Genomic DNA, 19,542 nt, shown 5'->3' with positions numbered 1-19,542 from the left:
AATAAAATCAACCCATCCAAAAAAAATATCCTTTTGCATTTTTCAAATTTGAAAGCTGCAAAAGGATATTTTATATTTTAAAAAGAGACTAAATTACAACTCGAATTCGTCTGTATTTTGTTCTGTCTGTGTTGTGTCTTTTACAACGGCAGGTCTACTGTAGCAATCTACTTTTATAGAAAGATTTGCTGGACGCTCAAATTCTGATTTAGAAATTTGAAGTCCTGGATCAGCATAACAAAGTTTCATGAAATAACCCCAAATTGGTAATGCCGCTGTTGCTCCTTGCCCGTAAGTTAAACTCTTAAAACGAGCCGAACGATCTTCGCAACCTACCCAAACTCCGGTTACTAAATTTGGAACCATTCCCATAAACCATCCATCTGATTGATTTTGTGTCGTTCCTGTTTTACCTGCAATTGGATTTCTAAACATATACGGATATCCTGTCCAACGGTTATCTCCGCTTCCTCCGCCTTCTGTACGCAAACGTGCACCAGAACCAGTTTCAGTAACTCCTTCTAATAATTTGATTACAGCAAAAGCAATATCTTTATTCAAAACGTCATGAGATTCTGGAATTGGTTCGTAAATAACCTCACCACTTTTATTCTCAATACGGCTTAAAAATTGTGGTTTTACATAAACTCCTTGATTGGCAAATGTGCTGTAAGCCGCAACCATATCTTCAACTGTAATATCTACGGCTCCAAGTGCGATAGATGGTTGTGCAGGAATTTCGGTTTTTACACCTAATTTATGCGTTAACTCTACAACAGCTTCTGGCCCGACACGATCAATTAATTTTGCAGAAATCGTATTGATAGAGTTTGCCAAACCTTGTTTTAAAGTTACCATTCCGCGGTATCTGTTGTCAGAGTTTCTTGGTTCCCAATCTGCAGTAACATTATGACGTCCTTTATGAATCATAAATGGTCCATCAAGAATTGAATCACAAGGAGACATATTTAATTGTTCAATTGCGGTTGCATAAACAAAAGGTTTAAAAGTAGAACCAACTTGTCTTGCTCCTTGCCCAACGTGATCGTATTGGAAATATTTATAATTAATTCCTCCAACCCACGCTTTAATGTTTCCAGTTTGCGGCTCCATGGCCATCATACCTGATTGTAAAAAATGCTTGAAATAACGAATAGAATCCAATGGAGTCATTACCGTATCACGTTCTCCTTTCCAAGTAAAGATGCGCATTTTTGTTTTTACTTTGAAAGAAGCAATAATATCTTCTTCGCTTTTATCCATGTCTTTCATCTGAGCCCAGCGAACAGAATTTTTCATCGCCTGCATCATGATACGATCAGTTTCAGCTTGCGTAATGTTTACGAAAGGCGCATTTTTATTGGTTTTCATTTCAATAAAAAATTGCTGCTGCAGATTTTTCATATGCTCAGAAACTGCTTCTTCAGCATGTAACTGCATTCTAGAATCAATTGTGGTATATATTTTTAAACCGTCTTTGTAGATATCATAATCTGATCCGTCTGGTTTTTTATTTTCAGCAACCCACTTTTTCATGTAGTCACGAAGGTATTCTCTAAAATAAGTAGCCGTTCCTTCACGGTGGCTTTCTAACTTAAATTTTAATGAAATTGGCAAAGCTTGTAATCTCAGTTTTTCAGCTTCGGTAATCATTTTTGCTTTTTCCATTTGAGAAAGCACTACGTTACGACGATTTTTTACTCCTTCTGGATTACGAACTGGATTGTATAATCCTGAGTTTTTGAACATTCCGACTAAAATAGCCGATTCGTCCATAGTTAAATCTTTTGGATCTTTTGAAAAATAGGTTTGTGCGGCAGAACTAACTCCTACTGAATAGTTTCCGAAATCGTAAACGTTGCAATACATGGCCAAAATTTCATTTTTGGTATATTGTCGTTCCAGACGAATGGCGATAATCCATTCTTTTATTTTTTGTACAATTCTAAAAGGGAGAAATTTAGAACCTTCTCCGTGAAATAATTGTTTTGCAAGCTGTTGTGTTAATGTACTTGCACCTCCATTTGTACCTAAACTAAATACCGCTCTTAAAGTTCCGCGTCCGTCGATTCCTGAATGTTCATAAAAACGAGCATCTTCGGTTGCAACCAAAGCTTCAACTAAACTTTTTGGCAAATCTGAATATTTAAGCTGTGATCTATTGGTTTTAAAATACTTACCAATTACAACTCCATCAGAAGAGATAATCTCGGTTGCCAAATTAGAATCTGGATTTTCCAAATCTTCAAATGAAGGCATTGAGCCAAAAAGTCCCCAAGAAGCAAATAAAAAGAAAGCTAGAATACCTAATAAGGAATAGGCAAAAACTCTCCAGAACTTCTTTTTATAATAATTAATATCTTTTACGCTATTTGTTTGATTGTTTTTCTTAGCAGCCATAACTATTTTCTAATCTTTTTGTTCTATTCTAAAACCTACATCTGTAATACCATCTAAAGCTTCAACACCAGGTATTTTTCCTGATTCTCTAACCGCTTGTTTAATATGAACTTTGTAGGTTCCTTTAAACTTTACATCTTCTTTGTAAAAAAGTTTACTTTCTTTAATATCACTAAAACCGTTTCCTAAAAGACTTCCATCAGGATTTGCCATTTGATATTCTAAAGTATCCACTTTTGTAAAACCGCTTGGTGTTTCTAAAGCTACAATTAAGAACAGATTATTAAACGGATAATTGTTATTGTCTCTCAAATTTACAAACAAATTGTATTTTTTGGTAGAATCTAAAACTGGCAGATCAAAAGTTATAATACTGTCTTTATGCCAAGCACTTCCAACAGATTTATACTCATCGAATACTCTTTTTTTATCGCACGAAAAAAGAAGTATCGCTGCCAAAAAAAGAATTCCGCTATTTTTTATTCTCATTTTTTGTAATAATTATAGGTTTTCTAGGTTCTGCCGTTTTATTTTCATTTGAATTTGGCTTATTCGAGTTATTTCCTTTATTCGGATTCTGCTGCTTATTCTGATGATTTGGCTTATTCGAATTGTTTGGTTTGTTTGGCTTATTCGAATTTCCTCCAGCAGGCTTATTATTTGCTTGCTGTGCTTTTTCAGGAGCTGCAACAATCGCATTTTCAGCATTTGGCTTACGCTTGCGACTTGGTTTTTTCTTTCTTTTCGGCTGATCAAAACGAGTTAAACTTTCTTGACCCATTGCATTATTAAAGTCTTTTTCAGGTTCTGAAGTTACTTCAATTGCAAAATCTTCTAATGAAGAAACTTTATTTTTTTGTTTATTCTCAGCTATAATTTCTTTTACCTGATCAATTTTTAAAACATGCCAATTTGCAAAATTATTGGTATAAGCAAACCACATTAATCCTTTAAAAATATCTTGTTTCTGGCAGATTGCGTCTCCTTTTTCAGTCACTAATTTAGTGTCGTAATCTGGAAAATCTTTCAATGCGTCCATATATGTATCTAACTCATAGTTTAGACAGCATTTTAATTTACCGCATTGTCCTGCCAATTTCTGCGGATTCAATGAAAGCTGCTGGTAACGTGCTGCCGATGTGTTGACACTTCTAAAATCTGTTAACCAAGTTGAACAGCAAAGTTCTCTTCCACAAGATCCAATTCCGCCCAAACGAGCAGCTTCTTGACGAAAACCAACTTGTTTCATCTCAACTCTTGTACTAAATTCTTTTGCAAAATCTTTAATTAAAAGTCTAAAATCGACTCTGTCATTTGCCGTGTAATAAAAAGTAGCTTTTGAACCATCACCTTGAAATTCAATATCTGAAATCTTCATTTCAAGTTTATGCTGAATTGCCAATTCACGTGCACGAACTTTCATTGGTTCTTCACGATCACGTGCTACAGACCAAATATCAATATCTTTTTGAGATGCTTTTCTATAAATTTTCGGAACTTCGTTACTATCCGGATTTACTCCTTTTTTCTTCATTTGAATTTTAACTAATTCTCCTGTCAAAGTAACAATTCCAATATCATGTCCCGGCGAAGCAACAGTTGCTACAATATCGCCAATACTTAAACTTAATTTTTCTGAATTTCTAAAAAACTCTTTACGTCCGTTTTTAAAACGAACCTCAACACAATCAAAAATCACCTCTCCATTAGACGGGCTCATGTTCGAAAGCCAATCAAAAACCGTCAATTTATTGCAGCTATCGGTGCCGCAAGTCCCATTATTTTTACAACCCTTTGGTGCGCCGCCATCAGAGGTTGAACAACTTGTACATGCCATAATTATATATGTAGTGTTGCAAAAAAGCAACTTAAGTTCATAAACGTTTGATCGGTAAAGATAGTATTTTTTTTATTTTGCTTTTTATCGTTTGAATTATAAGACGTCTAAAATAAAAAAACCTGTTCTGTTTAACACAAAATAGGTTTTTTTAAGCTTTTTTTAGACTGAATATATCTATGTCTCTTTTACCGTTATAATCTTAACGGGACAAACTTTTGCCGCTAATTCGCAGCTTTCAACAATAGTATGATTAGGCGATTTTAATGTAAAAAACCCTTTTGCATTTACAGAATGAATCAAAACTGACTTACCGTCTTTTTTTGACATTTGAAAATGCACTGGATCCATTTCGACGCAGTAATTACAGCCTATGCATTTATCTCTTTGTAAAGTAACAATAACCATTACGCTTCAACAATTTTATATAATTTGTCCGACATTCTAATTCTAAACGGAAGTTTAAAAGTACAATCGTCTCCTTTTGTTGCTTTTTCGGCTTCAAGATCATTTACAAACATTTCGTCAATAATCATTTCCTGAGCGCCGGTGCTTGGTCCGGTTACAAGAATTTTATCGCCAATTTTAATATCGTACGCTTCTATTTTGAATTGTCCTACGTTGGCTTTTGGAAAATAATGTGTTCCTTTTCCAACATAAACCTTTTTCTGTGTTGCTGCAGATCCTGGAATAGCGCTCCATTCTCCCAATTCCTGACCTAAATAATATCCTGACCAGAAGCCGCGATTATAAACGGTTTCTAAAGCCTGCATCCAAACTGTTACTTTTTCTTTGGAGAAAGTTCCATCATAATATGCATCAATAGCTTCACGATAGGTTTTAATAACTGTTGCTACATACTCTGGCGCGCGACCACGTCCTTCAATTTTTAAGACCTGAATTCCAGAATCGATAACCTGATCTAAGAAATCCAGCGTGCATAAATCTTTTGGCGACATCATGTATTCGTTATCGAGTTCGATTTCAAAACCAGTTTCCTGATCGATAACGGTATATTTTTTTCGACAGTTTTGTTTGCAGGCACCACGATTCGCTGATGAATTATGCGAATGTAAACTCAAATAACATTTCCCCGAAACTGCCATACACAAAGCACCGTGTCCAAAAATTTCGATTTCGACTAAATTTCCATTTGGACCTTTTATCTGTTCTTTTTCAATTTGAGCCGTAATATTCTTTACTTGACGCAAACTTAATTCTCGACTCAAAACCATTGTATCTGCAAATAAACTGTAGAATTTTATGGTTTCAATATTCGTTACATTTAACTGAGTTGAAATATGAACTTCGATTCCAATTGATCTTGCCATAGCAATTACCGCTTGATCCGAAGCAATTACCGCCGTAATATTGGCTTCCTTGGCTTTGTTCAATAATGTTTTTACAACAGATAAATCGTGATCGTAAATAATCGTGTTTAATGTAAGATAGCTTCTAACATTTTTTGCATCACATCGATTCGCAATTTCTTTTAAATCTTCAATGGTAAAATTTACTGTTGATCTTGCACGCATATTCAGCTGTTCAACTCCAAAATATACGGAATCACAACCATTATCTAAAGCAGCCTGAAGTGACTCAAAGTTCCCAGCGGGAGCCATGAGTTCAATTTTGTTGGTAAGTGTCATTTTTGATTTATTATTCAAATGACAAAAATAATGTGGCTATAGATTAGATTCCTATGATTTATATCATAGTCTATATTTTAAAAATTATTCGTAGAAGTATTAATAATCATTGTCGATATCCGTTGTATTCATGCGGTTGAAACCACAGGAAACGCATCAAATTCATCTTTCCCATTTTTCTTAAGATGATGCTGCTTTTGATTTTTTATATAATTGTAAGCAGCATCTAACTGAGATTCACTAACAGAGAAAGCTGCAAAGCCAGTCTGCCAAGCAAATTTTTCAAGGATAAGTTCTCCTCTATTTATAAAATGAGAAGAACTTCCTTGTTATTTATTTTATGATATCTGAAATAGATTTTTGCGGATTTTGTAAAAACAAAACAGGCACATTATCACGCATTCCATTTATGATTCTAACAGAACATCCGAGTTCAGTTAACTCTTCTCGAATACAATCGGATAAGTTTTTCTCAATTGAATAATCAATTAATTCCTGACGATTTTTGGCTGCCCAAATTGCATGAATCCATAATTTGATAAAGGAATGTAACATAAATAAATTAGCATAAAACTTGGCTAATTCACAATTTTATACAATTTATCTGATAATCTAATTCTAAAAGGAACCTCAAAAGTAACTTTATCACCAATTTTAGCTGTTGTAGTTTCGGCTCCATCGACAATCAGTTTTTCTAAAATCATTTCCTGATTACCAGTTGTTGGTCCAGAAATTAAGATTTTATCTCCGCTGTTTAACTCTTGGTTTTCAATAGTAAATTGCGCCACTTGTGCTTTTACATAGTAATGTTCTGCTTTTCCAAGAAGTACCTTTTTTACTTTTACTTTCTGACGAATATCAACTGGTTTTTCTGCGGCACCCAAAGCTGAATTTGGTAATTCTCCTGAATGCTTGAATTTTAGATTTTCAGATTTTCCTTTTCTAAACACTTTGTTTCCAACTTGCTTTCCAGTTCTCAATCTTACTTGATCTACTAAAGGCATATGAATAATCTCCAAACATTCTGTAGAACAGCAGTTTTCCATAGCGGTTTTGCAATCATCACATTGAATAAACAATAAATGACATCCGTCATTTTCGCAGTTTGTGTGATTATCACAAGGTTTTCCGCATTGGTGGCATTGCGAAATAATATCATCTGTAATTCTTTCGCCAAGACGATTATCAAATACAAAGTTTTTTCCAATGAACTTGCTTTCTAAGCCTTCAGCTTCAATTTGCTTAGCGTAATTGATGATTCCGCCTTCTAATTGAAATACATTTTTAAATCCTTGGTGTTTAAAATAAGCACTTGCTTTTTCGCAACGGATTCCTCCGGTACAATACATTACCAGATTTTTATCTTCTTTATGATTTTGAAGCTGATCGTTGATAATTGGCAGACTTTCTCTAAAAGTCTCAACGTCTGGAGTAATAGCATTTTTAAAATGACCTACTTCACTTTCGTAGTGATTTCTAAAATCAACAACTATTGTATTTGGATCATCTAAAATTTCATTAAATTCTTTGGCTTTCAAGTGAACGCCAATATTTGTTACATCAAAAGTATCATCATTTAAACCGTCTGCAACAATTTTATGGCGAACTTTAATAGTTAATTTTAAAAAGGAATGGTCATCATGTTCTACAGCTTCATTTAAACGAATGCCTTTCATGAAATCATAAACTTCAAGAGTTGCTCTAAAAGCCTCCAAATTTTCTTCAGGAATACTCATTTGAGCATTAATTCCTTCATTGGCAACATAAATTCGACCTAAAGCATCGAGTGCGTTCCAGGCTAAAAATAAATCATCGCGAAATTTTTTGGGATCTTCAATTTTTGCATACGCATAGAAAGACAACGTAAGTCGTTGTTTACCTGCATCATCGATCATGATGGCTCTTTCTTCTGCGCTCAAAGTGTTGTACAGTTGCATGCTATAAACAGTTTTAAGTTAAGAATATATGTGATTTTTTAAATCTGCTGCAAAAATAAGGTTTATTTTCAGATTAAAAATTCTATTAACATTTTATCTGTTTTTTTTATTAAATAATCAGATCAATTCCTGTGTTTTTTAATTACTACTTATCAAAAACCCTAATAATTACTGATTATCAAACAAATACAAACTAAACAGCGTGAAGTAAAATGAAATACACTTTTTATACTTTTTTATTAAAAAAATGTTAACTTAGCTATGGACTTAATTGGTTTTTAATTAGTTGAATATTAATGCATCTTAATATAAATTAAAAATGAACAAAATTTACCTCTCGGCAATTCTAATCCTTTTCTTTCTTTCAGCCTGTAAAAAAGAAACTCCGCCAGCGCCCAAACCATTAGAAATCTCAATCCTTACAGTTTTGAATCAGGATGTAAAAGTTGAATCTGAATATACTGGACAAACTTATGGGCAATCAGATATTCAAATAAATCCGCGAGTCGATGGCGTTATTATAAGTATGAATTTTAAGGAAGGTGGTTTTGTAACCAAAGGTCAACTATTGTATACCATTGATCCATTACCTTATAAAGCAAAAGTTAACGAATCTGAAGGAGCATTGGCAGAATCACAAGCGCGTTTGGCAAAAACCAAGGCTGACTTAGATATGATTGCTCCATTAGCCAAGATAAATGCTGTCAGCCAGAGAGAATTAATTTCGGCAAAATCAGCATATAATGCTTCTCAGGCTCAGATTAAAGCGTCACAAGCTTCTTTAGAAAATTCAAAAATTGAACTTGGTTATTGCCAAATTCTAGCTCCAATTTCAGGTCTAATCGGAATATCTAAAGTAAGAGTCGGCGATTATGTGAGACCCGGCGCGGCATCTGTTCTAAATACAATTTCTGATTTGGGAGATGTAAGGGTTCGATTTACAATGAGCGAACAGGAATTTCTTCGTCTTTTTAGAGAATTTAATAAACCAGACTCTCCTTTAAAAGGAACTGGCGCAGTTGTTTCTTTAAAATTATCAGACGGATCAACTTACCCTGAAAGCGGTCGAGTTAGTTTTGCCGACAGACAAATTGATCCTTCTACTGGTGCAATAACATTTGAAGCTTCATTTGCAAATCCTGATAAATTATTGCGTCCTGGCCAATATGTAAAAGTCGGATTACTTACAGATGTTCGTAAAAACGCCATCGTGATTCCGCAGCGAGCTGTAATAGAAGTTCAAGGAATTTATCAAGTTTATGTTCTTGGAAAAGACAATAAAGTCAATATGCAGATTGTAAAACCAGGTCCGTCTGTAAAAGATGGATACGTTATTGAAGACGGTTTAAAACCTGGAGATAAAATTGCCATGGGAGGCACTTCATTATTAAAAAACGGAAGTGTTATTACACCAAAAATAGTACAATGGGAATTAGGTCAGACTGAGGCTGGAGCAGCTAAATAATTTATACAACACAGTATTATGGGAGAATTTTTCGTTCGCAGACCAATCGTTGCTATTGTAATAAGTATTATTATTGTGATACTTGGATTACTGGCATTACAAAAAACGCCTATTTCACAATACCCAGACATCAATCCGCCTGTTGTAAAAATCACTACAAGTTTTACAGGAGCTAATGCCTTGAATGTTGAACAAGCTGTTGCTACACCAATTGAACAAAAGGTAAATGGTGTAGAAAACATGCTGTACATGAAATCTACCAATACTTCTGATGGAGCTTGTACTATTGAGGTAACTTTTGATGTAGGGACCAATTTGGATAATGCCAATATGCTTACGCAAAACAGGCAGAATCAATCTTCACCTTTTATGCCTGCAAGTGTAAAGCAACAAGGTGTTGTGGTAAAAAAATCCCTTTCATTCCCGATGATGTTATTTACGGTGACATCAAACAATCCAAAATATGACGCTAAATTTTTAAATAATTATGCCAGTATCAATATTGTAGATCAATTGGCACGTATAAAAGGTGTTGGAGAGGTTTCACTTTTTGGAGGAAGTGATTATTCGATGCGTATTTGGCTAAAAGCAGATGTAATGAGCAAACTGGGCGTTACTGTAGATGATGTCAAAAATGCATTGAATGCTCAAAACATGATTAGCCCCGGAGGAAAATTTGGAGCTGAGCCTGCTCCGCCCGGAACCGAATTTACTTATGGTGTTACGCTGCAGGATCGTTTAGTTACTGAAAAACAATTTGGAGAAATCGTTGTTCGAAGTAAAAAAGACGGTGCTCAGGTTTTACTCAGTGACATTTCAAGAATTGAATTGGGAACTGAAAATTATAGTTCATCTGCACGTCGTAACAGTTCTCCAAGTGCAGTAATGGCAGTTTATCAAATGCCGGGCAGTAATGCTCTTGAAGTGGCTGAACTAGCCAAAAGCACCATGAAAAAATTGTCTGAAAAATTCCCACAAGACATAGAATATCAAGAATCTCTAGATACGACTCTTGCCATTACTGCGGGAGTTGATGATATTGTTCATACCCTTTTTGAAGCTATTATACTGGTAATTCTGGTCGTTTTTATTTTCCTTCAAAACTGGCGTGCGACATTAATTCCTTTAATAACAGTTCCCGTTTCTTTAATAGGCACAATTGCTGTTTTCCCGTTATTAGGATTTTCTATAAACACACTTTCACTTTTAGGGTTAGTGCTCGCGATTGGTATTGTAGTCGATGACGCCATTGTTGTGGTAGAAGCTGTAGTTCATCATATCGAAAAAGGAAAAAATCCGCGAGAAGCAACAATTCAGGCAATGCGCGAAGTATCTGGCCCTGTAATCGCAATTGCCTTAATTTTGATTGCTGTATTTGTGCCAGTTGCAATGACTCCTGGAATTACTGGTCGTTTTTATCAGCAATTTGCGATAACCATTGCCGTCTCTGTAGCATTCTCTGCTTTTAGCGCCTTATCTTTAAGTCCCGCTTTATGTGCCATGTTGTTAAAACCAACAAAACCAATCGAAGAACAAACAGGCTGGTTAGCTAAGTTTTTTACTGGATTTAATAGAATCTTCGAAAAAGTAACAGGCAGATACATAAAAGGAGCTACTTTCTTTGCTAAAAAATCAATGCGAATTGTTGTATTACTGGCGGTTATTCTAGCTGCCGTTGTATTACTTGGCAAAAAAATTCCGTTAGGATTCATTCCTGAAGAAGATCAAGGTTATGTGTTAGTCAATATGTCTTTACCGCCAGCATCTTCATTACAACGCACTGACGAAGTATCTAGAAAAGTGGACAGCTTATTAAAAGAAGAGAAATCAATACTTTCTTATACTACAATAAATGGATTTAGTATGCTTACTAATTCTTACCAGCCTAATAGTGCCTTCGTTTTCATTTCATTAAAACCTTGGGAAGAAAGAGAAGAAACCTCAAAACAATTTGTAGACAGAATAAACAAAAAATTTGCAACTCAAATAACGACTGCTTCTGTATTTGGATTTGGTCCTCCTGCAATTCAAGGTCTAGGTGCATCTGCAGGTTTTAGTTTAATGCTGCAAGATAAAGGCGGTAATAGTCCGCAATATTTAGCCGAGCAAACTCAGGCCTTTATAGCTGCAGCTCAGCAGCGACCAGAAATAAAACGTATTTACACCACTTTTAATGCTGGTTCTCCACAGATTAAACTTGATATTGATAATGACAAAGCTATGAAACTGGGTGTACCCGTCTCGAAAGTTACGGAAGCATTAGGCGCATTTTTAGGAGGAAGCTATGTAAATGATTTCAATCGTTTTGGGCGTCAATATAAAGTTTTCATACAAGGTGAAGCCGTTAATAGAGTAAAACCTGAAGATCTAAATTTAATTTATATCAAAAACAATGATGGCGATATGCTCCCAATATCCACATTAGTTACGGCGACAAAAGTTATGGGGCCAGATTTCACGAATCGTTTAAATCTGTTTAGATCAGCCGAAATTGGCGGAAGTCCAAATGACGGCTACAGTAGTGCGCAGGCTCTAGAAGCGTTAGAAGAAGTCGCCAAGCAAACCTTGCCGGCAGATATGGGCTACGATTACATCAACCTTTCGTATCAAGAAAAACATTCGCCCGGCGGAAGTTCAGTATTTATAATGGCGTTAGTTTTTGTGTTTCTAATTCTAGCCGCACAATACGAAAGTTGGAAGCTGCCTTTTAGTGTATTACTTGGTGCGCCTTTTGCAGTTTTTGGTGCATTTTTAGGACTGCTTTTAGCCAGAATTGGAAGCGATGCATATGTTAACAACGTTTTTGCTCAAATTGGATTAGTATTGTTAATTGGATTAGTCGCCAAAAATGCCATTCTTATTGTCGAGTTTGCCAAAGAAGAATATGAGAAAGGAAAACCTCTCTATGAATCAGCAATGGTCGCTGCAAAACTTCGTTTTCGACCAATTTTAATGACAGCCTTTGCTTTCATTCTTGGAGTTGTTCCGCTATTAACTGCTACAGGAGCTGGTTCTCAAGCTCGTATTGTAATGGGAATGGCAGTATTCAGCGGTATGTTAATCGCCACCGTTTTAGGTGTATTAATTGTTCCCGGCTTATTTGTAATGATTGAAAACATCGGTAAAAAGAAAGATGATGAGATCGTAACAACTGAAAATAATATGGACTCAAAAACTACAGACCATGATTAAGAAATACAAAATAATCGTAGTTATATTTATACTTTCACTATTACCGGTGGGCTGTATGGTGGGGCCAAAATATACTAAACCAGAACAGCTAAAGTCAGATTCTTATAAAAACGAAAGAAATTTAGATACTTTGGCTTCGGTAACCAACTTAAAATGGTTTGATCTATTTAATGATGATGTTTTAAAAGATCTGATTACAAAAGGACTGCAAAATAATTATGATTTAAAAATTGCAGTCGCCAGAATTGATCAGCTTAGAGCAGAATTAGGATATTCTAAAACAAATTTATTACCTTCATTTCAATACGGAGCAACCATAAACAGCAACGAGAAAAACTTAACACCATCGAATGTCGGGGCTAGTATGTCGTGGGAAATTGATTTTTGGGGAAGATATCGCCATGAGAATAATGCTGTACAAAACGAACTTCTTGCGACAGAAGAAGCTCGAAAAGTTGTTCTGTCTGATATCGTAAGTAACATCGCTAAAGCTTATTTTCAGATGCGAAACTTTGACGATCAATTAGAAATTGCAAAACACACTCTTTCTACTAGAGAGAAGTATTATGACATTATAAGCAAGAGATTTGAAAGCGGTTATATCTCTGAGGTCGATAAAGTGCAAATTGAACAACAAGTTGCCATAGCACAAGCTGCTATTCCGAATATCAAAAGACAAATTACCTATCAGGAAAATATAATTTCTCTTCTTACGGGGCAGCTTCCCACAGAAATTCCAAGAGGAAAATCTAACACCGAATTGCGAATTGTAAACGAAATACCATTATCAATTCCTTCTTCTTTATTAGAAAACAGACCAGATGTAAAAGCGGCAGAATTAAAGTATAAAGCTTCAAATGAAAGAATTGGAACAGCTCAAGCTATGCGTTTTCCTTCTTTAAACCTTGCCGCAATTGCAGGATTTGCAAGTGCCGATTTAAGCAATTTATTTTTAGGAAGTTCCTATTCCCAGAATGCATCAGCCGGAATCGCAGGTCCAATATTTGCTTTTGGAAGAAACAAACGAAGAGTTGAAATATACAGACAACAGGCTGAAGAGCTCAAATTTTCCTATCAAAAAACATATATTTCTGCCGTTACCGAAGTAGAGCAATCCATTCAAAACATCAAAACGTATAAAGAAGAATGGGAAGCGCGCAACAAACAAGTTAAAGCGGCTTTAATAAATTATAAACTGTCCTACGAAAGATACGACAGCGGTTATGTTTCTTATCTAGAAGTTTTAGATGTCGAAAGCAACTTGTTTCAGGCTCAATTAAGCCTTTCTCAATTATCTGAAAGACAATTAAGCTCAATGGTGGAGTTGTATAAGGCACTTGGCGGAGGATGGAACCTCTAAAGTTCTAAGTTACTAAGATTCTAAGGTACTGAGATTTTAAAAACGTTATAAAACAACAAAAGCACTATTTTCATAGTGCTTTTGTTGTTAATCTTTGTACCTCTGTATCTTTGCCACTTTGAGCCTAAAACCTTAGAGCCTCAGCAACTCAGAACCTTAGTCCCTTAAATTAACAAAACTCGTTAAACGCATCTTGCAAATTCTCAGCGATCATTTCAGCTGGGTGACCTTCGATGTGGTGACGCTCTAACATGTGAACCAATTCTCCGTTTTTGAACAAAGCCATAGATGGCGATGATGGAGGAAATGGAAACATATGTTGTCTTGCAGCATCAACAGCTTCTTTGTCAACACCAGCAAAAACTGTAATAAGATGATCTGGTTTTTTAGCACCTTCTAAACTCATTTTTGCTCCCGGACGCGCATTTCTTGCAGCACAACCACAAACAGAGTTTACAACAACTAAAGTGGTACCTTCAGCTTTGATAGCATTATCTACAGCCTCAGCACTATGTAAATCTTGAAAACCTGCAACAGTTAATTCAGCTTGCATTGGTTTTACCATTTCTTCTGGATACATATTTTTTATTTTTAAATTTTACTTTTGAACTGCAAAGTTACAAAGTTTACTCGCAACTACTTAATTTGAAGTATAAAGTTTTGTTATAGTTCGATTGATTTAGTCAAAAGTTGTAAAGTCATAAAGTCGGAAGTCAAAACCAAATCTTAAAACAATACATTTTTCAAACGATAAAACTCACAACAAACTCGTTAACAAAGACATAATCTGATTTCTTTCAGTTGTTATTTACTGAATTTCTTTTGGTACGGATAGGTTTCGTAAACTGTATTGTCTTCATTAAGAGAAAACCCTTTAGCGGCATCTTCTCTGGCAATTCCTACCAAAGCCACAACTTCCTCTCTTGACTTACCTTGTTTCAACCAGCAAATCGCTTTGTAATATTTCGCGTCTGAAAATTCGGGATAGATTTTAATTGCCTTATCAAAAATAGCAATTGCTTCATCCCATTTTTTAAGTTCATATTTAGCAATTCCCTGATAAAAATAAGCTGTTGGATGCTCCAATTGCTGTCTGTTTTTATAAATATCATTTACATAATCATCAAAAAGCTTTTCCGCTTTTTCATATTCGTTCAATTGCAAATAACAAAGCCCAATATAAAAACTATACGTATGATCCATTACATAAGTATTTCCATAAAGTTTGGTGCATTCTTCAAAATCTGAAATCGCACTTTTGTAGGTCTTTGCAAATATGCATTTTATAAAAGCTCTGTAAGGAAGCCATTCCTGTTTATTATAAAGAACAGCTTTGTCTAAATAAGCCATTCCCACTTCGTATTTCTTACATTTAAAATAGGGCATTGCTTTTTGCTGCCACAAATAAGCAATTGTGCTGTCTTTTTTTAGTCCTTCATCAATACAACTTTGCCACTCAGACATTTGAAAAACATAATTGTATTTATAAGCACAACTGTCGAGACTTTGGGCAACAATAGCATCTCGAACCTTATTGATTGATACTTGTCCAAAAGAAAAAATGGAAATAAAAAAACTGAAACTCAGAATAATTTTTTTCAATGGTTTAAAGTTTTGCGTTAAGACTTATTTGAAAGAAAAATCACTCTAAATAACGCTTTTATAAATGGAAGTTTTGGGCACTTTAAAATAACTTTAACATCTTCTAAAAAACTTGTTTCTTCATCCAAGAACTTAAAAATCAATTGTGGATTTCCTTTTCTGAATAAAGAAGAAAAAATAGAACTTCCTAATTCATTGTGACGATACAAAATATCCAAAAGCAATAAATCATAAAACCAAAATCGGCTTTTCTTATGAAAATCTATCATTTTAAAATTCTCATTTTGAAGAAAATCTACTAATTCTGAAGATTTTTTATCCGAATTTTTAAAAGTATAACCTGTACTTGCTTTTGTCCATCCACCGGCAGTTCCAATGTTTAAAACCTTTTTCGTGTTTTTCTTCCAAAAAGGATAACAAGTCATTGGGATACTCCCCTGTTCTTTTTCTATAATTTCATACTTATGAATTCCGAGTTTTTCTAAATAAACTTGAATTTCACTCTCATATTCTGCTGTTGAAAGTCTTTTCTCCGAAAACAAAGTATATTCGACCAAAGCTTCGGTTGTAGAAGTCGGTAAAATATACATAAATCGAGTATTTCCTTTTTGTTCTACCGAAAAATCCATAAAAGTGACTTTTTCGGAATTAAAAATTTCAGTTTCTGTTTTCACAAACCAACCCACAAAATGCTGTTGTAAAACGGGATATTTGTTTTGACTTTCGGCGAAAGCCTTTGTATAAATACTGTTGAATAAATAGCTGCCTGTATATCGATTTTCTTCTGTACCCACAAAAACATGAGTTTCGAGTTCGTTTATATCGGTAACTTTCTCATTCGAAAAAGTAATATTTGGCTGATTTGAAATAACTTCAAAAACGAAATCATAAAAATCTAATCCATTGATTTTATTGTATGTATAAGGACTAAGATCTAAATCACGTTTAAAATCTTGATTGGCAAACAAAGCAAAATCCCACTGTTTTGAAATAATAGGATTCCAAATTGAATCTTCCTTTTCCCAAAAACACCAAGTTCTGTCATTTCTTTTCTTTGAATCTTGATCTAACAGCAAAATAGATTTATCTGAAAATTTTTCAGTTAAAATCATTTTGTAAACTGTCATTAAAGCAGCCAGTCCAGTTCCCGTAAAAATGTAATCGAAGTGTTTGATTTGCGAAGAATTCATTCTCAAAAATAAGAAATTTTATTCTTCCAATTTTTCTAAAAGAAGTTTAAAATCTTTTGGGTTTAAATAGTTGTTATACTGAAGAATGATTTCATAATTCTCATTCAAAACACACAAAACTGGATATACAATTTGGTCATTAATCGTTCCAAGCTGCAAAGCCAATTCATGAACACCAACATTGTTCCCCGAAGGTTTGTACTTAAATATTTGATTATTAAAAGCAATATTGCGTTTCTCTTCGGCATTAAAATCAATGAAATAGAAATTTGATTTTAACATTTCAACGATTTCTTTATTCCTGAAAGTTGTTGCTTTCATTCTTTGACAAAACTGACACCAATCAGTATGAATAAAGACAATAATTTTTCGCTTTTGAATTTGTTGCAAACTATCCACTTCTTCAAAAGTTCTGCTTTTTAACTGGCAAAATCCTGTTGAAGTGATTCCTAACAAGCAAATTAAGAGAAATAGCTTTTTCATTGTTTTGTTTTTTTGCCACAGATTAAAAGTTTTTTTTATATAATTGATTAGCAATTGTCAGGCTGAGCGAAGTCGAAGCCTCGCTCCAATTGACAAGCCCTTCGACCTCGCTCAGAGTGACAATTAGAAAAAATCATTCTAATCTGCGTCTTATAAACTTATCTCAAAGTATATCGCAATCCTATAAAACCGCGAATAGTTTGGTTTTGCCCGTAAACATAAGTCGTATCAAAAGTTAAACCGTATGGATTATCAGGTGTAACCAATACTTTTCCAGCCGAATCATATTGTACATTTTTATCGAAAGGATCATTTGTTCTCGAAATCAAAAACGGATTATTCTGCATTGGAGTAAAATTAAGCAGATTTTTTACACCTCCGTAAAGTTCAAAATTTTTCCATCCTGTATACGTAAACTGGATATTTTGAATACTGTACCAAGGCGAGTTTGGATTTCTTGGATCATATTCGTTCAGCAAAGGCAGTTTCATTGGGCTGTAAACATTTCCTGTATAATCTAATAACAAATTCCAAGGTTCAATTTTGTACGAAATACTCCAAGTTCCTGTAAAGTTTTCTGTTAAAAAAGGACGTGCAGAAATTCTATCTTCAACATTTTTATTATCCAAGAAAGTCGCACCAAGAATAAATTTCAATCCATTTGTAAAATTCACATCAACATTAGTGCTGATTCCTTGACTTATGGCATATCCATCAATATTATCATAAATGATTTTGTTAGGATCAGTTTCATAATCTGAAATTATTTTATTGCTGAATCGTGTATAAAAAGCAGTCGTTTCAATTCCCATAAATGTTCCGTTTCCGAAATTAATTTTCTGAATATAATTGAAATTAACGTTTACAGATTGTTCTGGCTTCAAATCATTCTGAATCACAACATCTCGAGAACCTGTAAGCGCTGCGTGATCTTCGGTAAATAAATTCACAACTCGAAATCCTGTTCCGGCATTCAATCTAAAAATAGTATTTTCATTTGCTTTTAAGCGATAAGCAAATCTTGGCGTAAAAATCGAACCATGAATGGAGTTATAATCATATCGCGCTCCCAACAAAACTTGACTTTTTGGAGAAACTGTGATTTCATCCTGAACAAAAATTCCGGGCAGCCAGGTACTTTCCGCTTCTTTTGTTGCCGTTGTATTATCATCATAATAAGAATATCGAGTGGCAATTCCGGCAAGGAAATCATTTCTTCCTATTTTTTTATCCCAAGTCAATTGCAGAAAACCAATTTTTTGATTTGCTATATACGAAGTTGTTCCGTAACGACTATCCTGATAATGCACATTTCCAGAGAAAGAAAGCATTAGTTTCTCTTCAAATGGTAATTGATAACTTCCTATCAACTCTCCTCTTTTTGTATAAATACTTTCGCCGTAAATTTCATCGCCGCCGCGATATTTTTTCTCCCATCTTACATCTCCGCCCCAGCGATCTTCATACATTCCGCGTGCTGCGATGGTAAATAAACGGTTATTATTTCGACGAAAACTCCATTTATTAAAAACCGAAATACGATCAGAAAGCGTCACATCTGTAAAATTATCCTTGTCTTTATCGATAACCTGATCATAATTGAAGTAATTAATTCCTAAAAGTGAAGTTGCTTTTTTTCCAACATTAAATTTCATTCCCAAATCAAGATTATTCTCAAGATAAGTTGTCGTAAAGTAATCTGCTGAAAACATAGGTACATTTGTTGGATTTTTAGTGATAATATTAATTAATCCTCCAACCGCCTCGCTTCCGTAAAGAGAAGAAGCGGGACCTTTTACAATTTCAATTCTCTCGACCAGCGAATTTGGTATTCCTGACAAACCGTAAACTGTCGAAAGACTGCTTACAATTGGCATTCCATCAATCAAAACCAAAGTATAAGGTCCTTCTAAACCATTTATATGAATATCACCCGTGTTGCAAACCCCGCAATTAAGCTGAGGACGAACGCCATTTACATTTTGAAGTGCATCGTAAATACTTGGTGTTGGGTTTTTCTTGAAGAAAACGGGCGAATAAACCTCAACCGGAACAGCACTTTCTAAACGCTTTACAGCTTTTAAAGTCCCCGAAACTACAACTTCATTAAGCTGATTCTCGTTATCCGTCAATTCAAAATCATAAGATTGAATAGAATCTTTAGTTACCTCAATTTTCTTTTTTAAAGTCTGAAATCCCATTTGAGAAATCTGAATGGTGTAATTTCCTAAAGCAACATTCTCGAATACATAAAATCCCAAACTATCTGAAACCGTTTTTTGCTTCGAACCTAATAAATGAACATTTGCGGCTTGTATTTTCCTTCCTTCTCCAGATATAAAACCCGATACTTTTGTAGTTTCTTGTGCAAAAGAAAAGTGTAAATTAAATAATATCAATATCCAAATTGAATTTTTCATCGTGGTA

General features: G+C 34.5%; 14 protein-coding genes and 1 pseudogene. 3 read left to right on the top strand and 12 right to left on the bottom strand.

Annotation, left to right across the window (positions count from 1 at the left end; all coding sequences use genetic code 11):
* Window positions 1–93 precede the first annotated feature (93 nt).
* From B0A81_RS10660 to trhO, 7 genes and pseudogenes are all read right to left on the bottom strand, one after another.
* Complete coding sequence (locus B0A81_RS10660) at window positions 94–2,400, bottom strand: penicillin-binding protein 1A (protein WP_089058025.1); 2,307 nt, start codon at window positions 2,398–2,400, stop codon at window positions 94–96.
* 9 nt (window positions 2,401–2,409) lie between these two features.
* Window positions 2,410–2,889, bottom strand: coding sequence for a gliding motility lipoprotein GldH (locus B0A81_RS10655; RefSeq protein WP_089058024.1), 480 nt, complete (start codon window positions 2,887–2,889; stop codon window positions 2,410–2,412).
* A complete protein-coding gene (locus B0A81_RS10650; RefSeq protein WP_089058023.1) occupies window positions 2,873–4,237 on the bottom strand; it encodes a PSP1 domain-containing protein in 1,365 nt (454 codons plus the stop codon). Before B0A81_RS10650 ends, B0A81_RS10655 begins: the two co-directional genes overlap by 17 nt.
* Window positions 4,238–4,414: 177 nt before the next feature.
* Window positions 4,415–4,645 carry a ferredoxin gene (locus tag B0A81_RS10645; RefSeq protein ID WP_089058022.1) on the bottom strand — a complete coding sequence of 77 codons (231 nt, stop codon included), beginning with the start codon at window positions 4,643–4,645 and terminating at the stop codon, window positions 4,415–4,417.
* Window positions 4,645–5,886: a peptidase U32 family protein gene (locus tag B0A81_RS10640; RefSeq protein ID WP_089058021.1), complete on the bottom strand. Its 1,242-nt coding sequence runs from the start codon at window positions 5,884–5,886 to the stop codon at window positions 4,645–4,647. The genes B0A81_RS10645 and B0A81_RS10640 overlap by 1 nt, the downstream gene beginning before the upstream one ends.
* Window positions 5,887–6,014: 128 nt before the next feature.
* A pseudogene (gene tnpA / locus B0A81_RS22010) lies at window positions 6,015–6,441 on the bottom strand (IS200/IS605 family transposase).
* Window positions 6,442–6,464: 23 nt separating this feature from the next.
* Window positions 6,465–7,823 carry an oxygen-dependent tRNA uridine(34) hydroxylase TrhO gene (trhO, locus tag B0A81_RS10630; RefSeq protein ID WP_089058020.1) on the bottom strand — a complete coding sequence of 453 codons (1,359 nt, stop codon included), beginning with the start codon at window positions 7,821–7,823 and terminating at the stop codon, window positions 6,465–6,467.
* Window positions 7,824–8,142: 319 nt separating this feature from the next.
* On the opposite strand from trhO, the gene B0A81_RS10625 reads away from it, so the two are divergent.
* Genes B0A81_RS10625 through B0A81_RS10615 form a run of 3 tightly spaced genes read left to right on the top strand, consistent with a single transcriptional unit; the run spans window position 8,143 to window position 13,840 of the window.
* Entirely contained in the window at window positions 8,143–9,288 is a 1,146-nt protein-coding gene (locus B0A81_RS10625) for an efflux RND transporter periplasmic adaptor subunit (RefSeq protein WP_089058019.1), read from the top strand.
* A gap of 18 nt (window positions 9,289–9,306) precedes the next feature.
* A complete protein-coding gene (locus B0A81_RS10620) occupies window positions 9,307–12,480 on the top strand; it encodes an efflux RND transporter permease subunit (protein WP_089058018.1) in 3,174 nt (1,057 codons plus the stop codon).
* Window positions 12,473–13,840 carry a TolC family protein gene (locus B0A81_RS10615; RefSeq protein WP_089058017.1) on the top strand — a complete coding sequence of 456 codons (1,368 nt, stop codon included), beginning with the start codon at window positions 12,473–12,475 and terminating at the stop codon, window positions 13,838–13,840. Before B0A81_RS10620 ends, B0A81_RS10615 begins: the two co-directional genes overlap by 8 nt.
* 169 nt (window positions 13,841–14,009) lie before the next feature.
* On the opposite strand, the gene B0A81_RS10610 is transcribed toward B0A81_RS10615, so the two are convergent.
* From B0A81_RS10610 to B0A81_RS10590, 5 genes are all read right to left on the bottom strand, one after another.
* Complete coding sequence (locus B0A81_RS10610) at window positions 14,010–14,420, bottom strand: BrxA/BrxB family bacilliredoxin (RefSeq protein WP_089058016.1); 411 nt, start codon at window positions 14,418–14,420, stop codon at window positions 14,010–14,012.
* A 224-nt stretch (window positions 14,421–14,644) separates the two neighbouring features.
* Window positions 14,645–15,442: a tetratricopeptide repeat protein gene (locus tag B0A81_RS10605; protein WP_089058015.1), complete on the bottom strand. Its 798-nt coding sequence runs from the start codon at window positions 15,440–15,442 to the stop codon at window positions 14,645–14,647.
* A 17-nt stretch (window positions 15,443–15,459) separates the two neighbouring features.
* Window positions 15,460–16,632, bottom strand: coding sequence for a lycopene cyclase family protein (locus tag B0A81_RS10600; protein ID WP_089058014.1), 1,173 nt, complete (start codon window positions 16,630–16,632; stop codon window positions 15,460–15,462).
* Window positions 16,633–16,650: 18 nt separating this feature from the next.
* A complete protein-coding gene (locus B0A81_RS10595; protein ID WP_089058013.1) occupies window positions 16,651–17,115 on the bottom strand; it encodes a thioredoxin family protein in 465 nt (154 codons plus the stop codon).
* Between the two features lie 158 nt (window positions 17,116–17,273).
* Window positions 17,274–19,535: a TonB-dependent receptor gene (locus B0A81_RS10590; protein ID WP_089058012.1), complete on the bottom strand. Its 2,262-nt coding sequence runs from the start codon at window positions 19,533–19,535 to the stop codon at window positions 17,274–17,276.
* Window positions 19,536–19,542 lie beyond the last annotated feature (7 nt).

Origin of the sequence: Flavobacterium plurextorum, assembly GCF_002217395.1 — a bacterium.
GTDB classification, from domain to species: Bacteria; Bacteroidota; Bacteroidia; order Flavobacteriales; family Flavobacteriaceae; genus Flavobacterium; species Flavobacterium plurextorum.
The sequence above is the reverse complement of the archived record's forward strand: the minus strand, read 5'-3'. Positions and strand labels throughout refer to the sequence as shown.

Bases quoted from the DNA above. Each gene is read 5' to 3' on its own strand.
- B0A81_RS10625 (WP_089058019.1), top strand. From the start codon at position 8,143: ATGAACAAAATTTACCTCTCGGCAATTCTAATCCTTTTCTTTCTTTCA.
- trhO (WP_089058020.1), bottom strand. From the start codon at position 7,823: ATGCAACTGTACAACACTTTGAGCGCAGAAGAAAGAGCCATCATGATC.
- B0A81_RS10615 (WP_089058017.1), top strand. From the start codon at position 12,473: ATGATTAAGAAATACAAAATAATCGTAGTTATATTTATACTTTCACTA.
- B0A81_RS10640 (WP_089058021.1), bottom strand. From the start codon at position 5,886: ATGACACTTACCAACAAAATTGAACTCATGGCTCCCGCTGGGAACTTT.
- B0A81_RS10660 (WP_089058025.1), bottom strand. From the start codon at position 2,400: ATGGCTGCTAAGAAAAACAATCAAACAAATAGCGTAAAAGATATTAAT.
- B0A81_RS10645 (WP_089058022.1), bottom strand. From the start codon at position 4,645: ATGGTTATTGTTACTTTACAAAGAGATAAATGCATAGGCTGTAATTAC.
- B0A81_RS10600 (WP_089058014.1), bottom strand. From the start codon at position 16,632: ATGAATTCTTCGCAAATCAAACACTTCGATTACATTTTTACGGGAACT.
- B0A81_RS10590 (WP_089058012.1), bottom strand. From the start codon at position 19,535: ATGAAAAATTCAATTTGGATATTGATATTATTTAATTTACACTTTTCT.
- B0A81_RS10595 (WP_089058013.1), bottom strand. From the start codon at position 17,115: ATGAAAAAGCTATTTCTCTTAATTTGCTTGTTAGGAATCACTTCAACA.
- B0A81_RS10610 (WP_089058016.1), bottom strand. From the start codon at position 14,420: ATGTATCCAGAAGAAATGGTAAAACCAATGCAAGCTGAATTAACTGTT.
- B0A81_RS10620 (WP_089058018.1), top strand. From the start codon at position 9,307: ATGGGAGAATTTTTCGTTCGCAGACCAATCGTTGCTATTGTAATAAGT.
- B0A81_RS10650 (WP_089058023.1), bottom strand. From the start codon at position 4,237: ATGGCATGTACAAGTTGTTCAACCTCTGATGGCGGCGCACCAAAGGGT.
- B0A81_RS10655 (WP_089058024.1), bottom strand. From the start codon at position 2,889: ATGAGAATAAAAAATAGCGGAATTCTTTTTTTGGCAGCGATACTTCTT.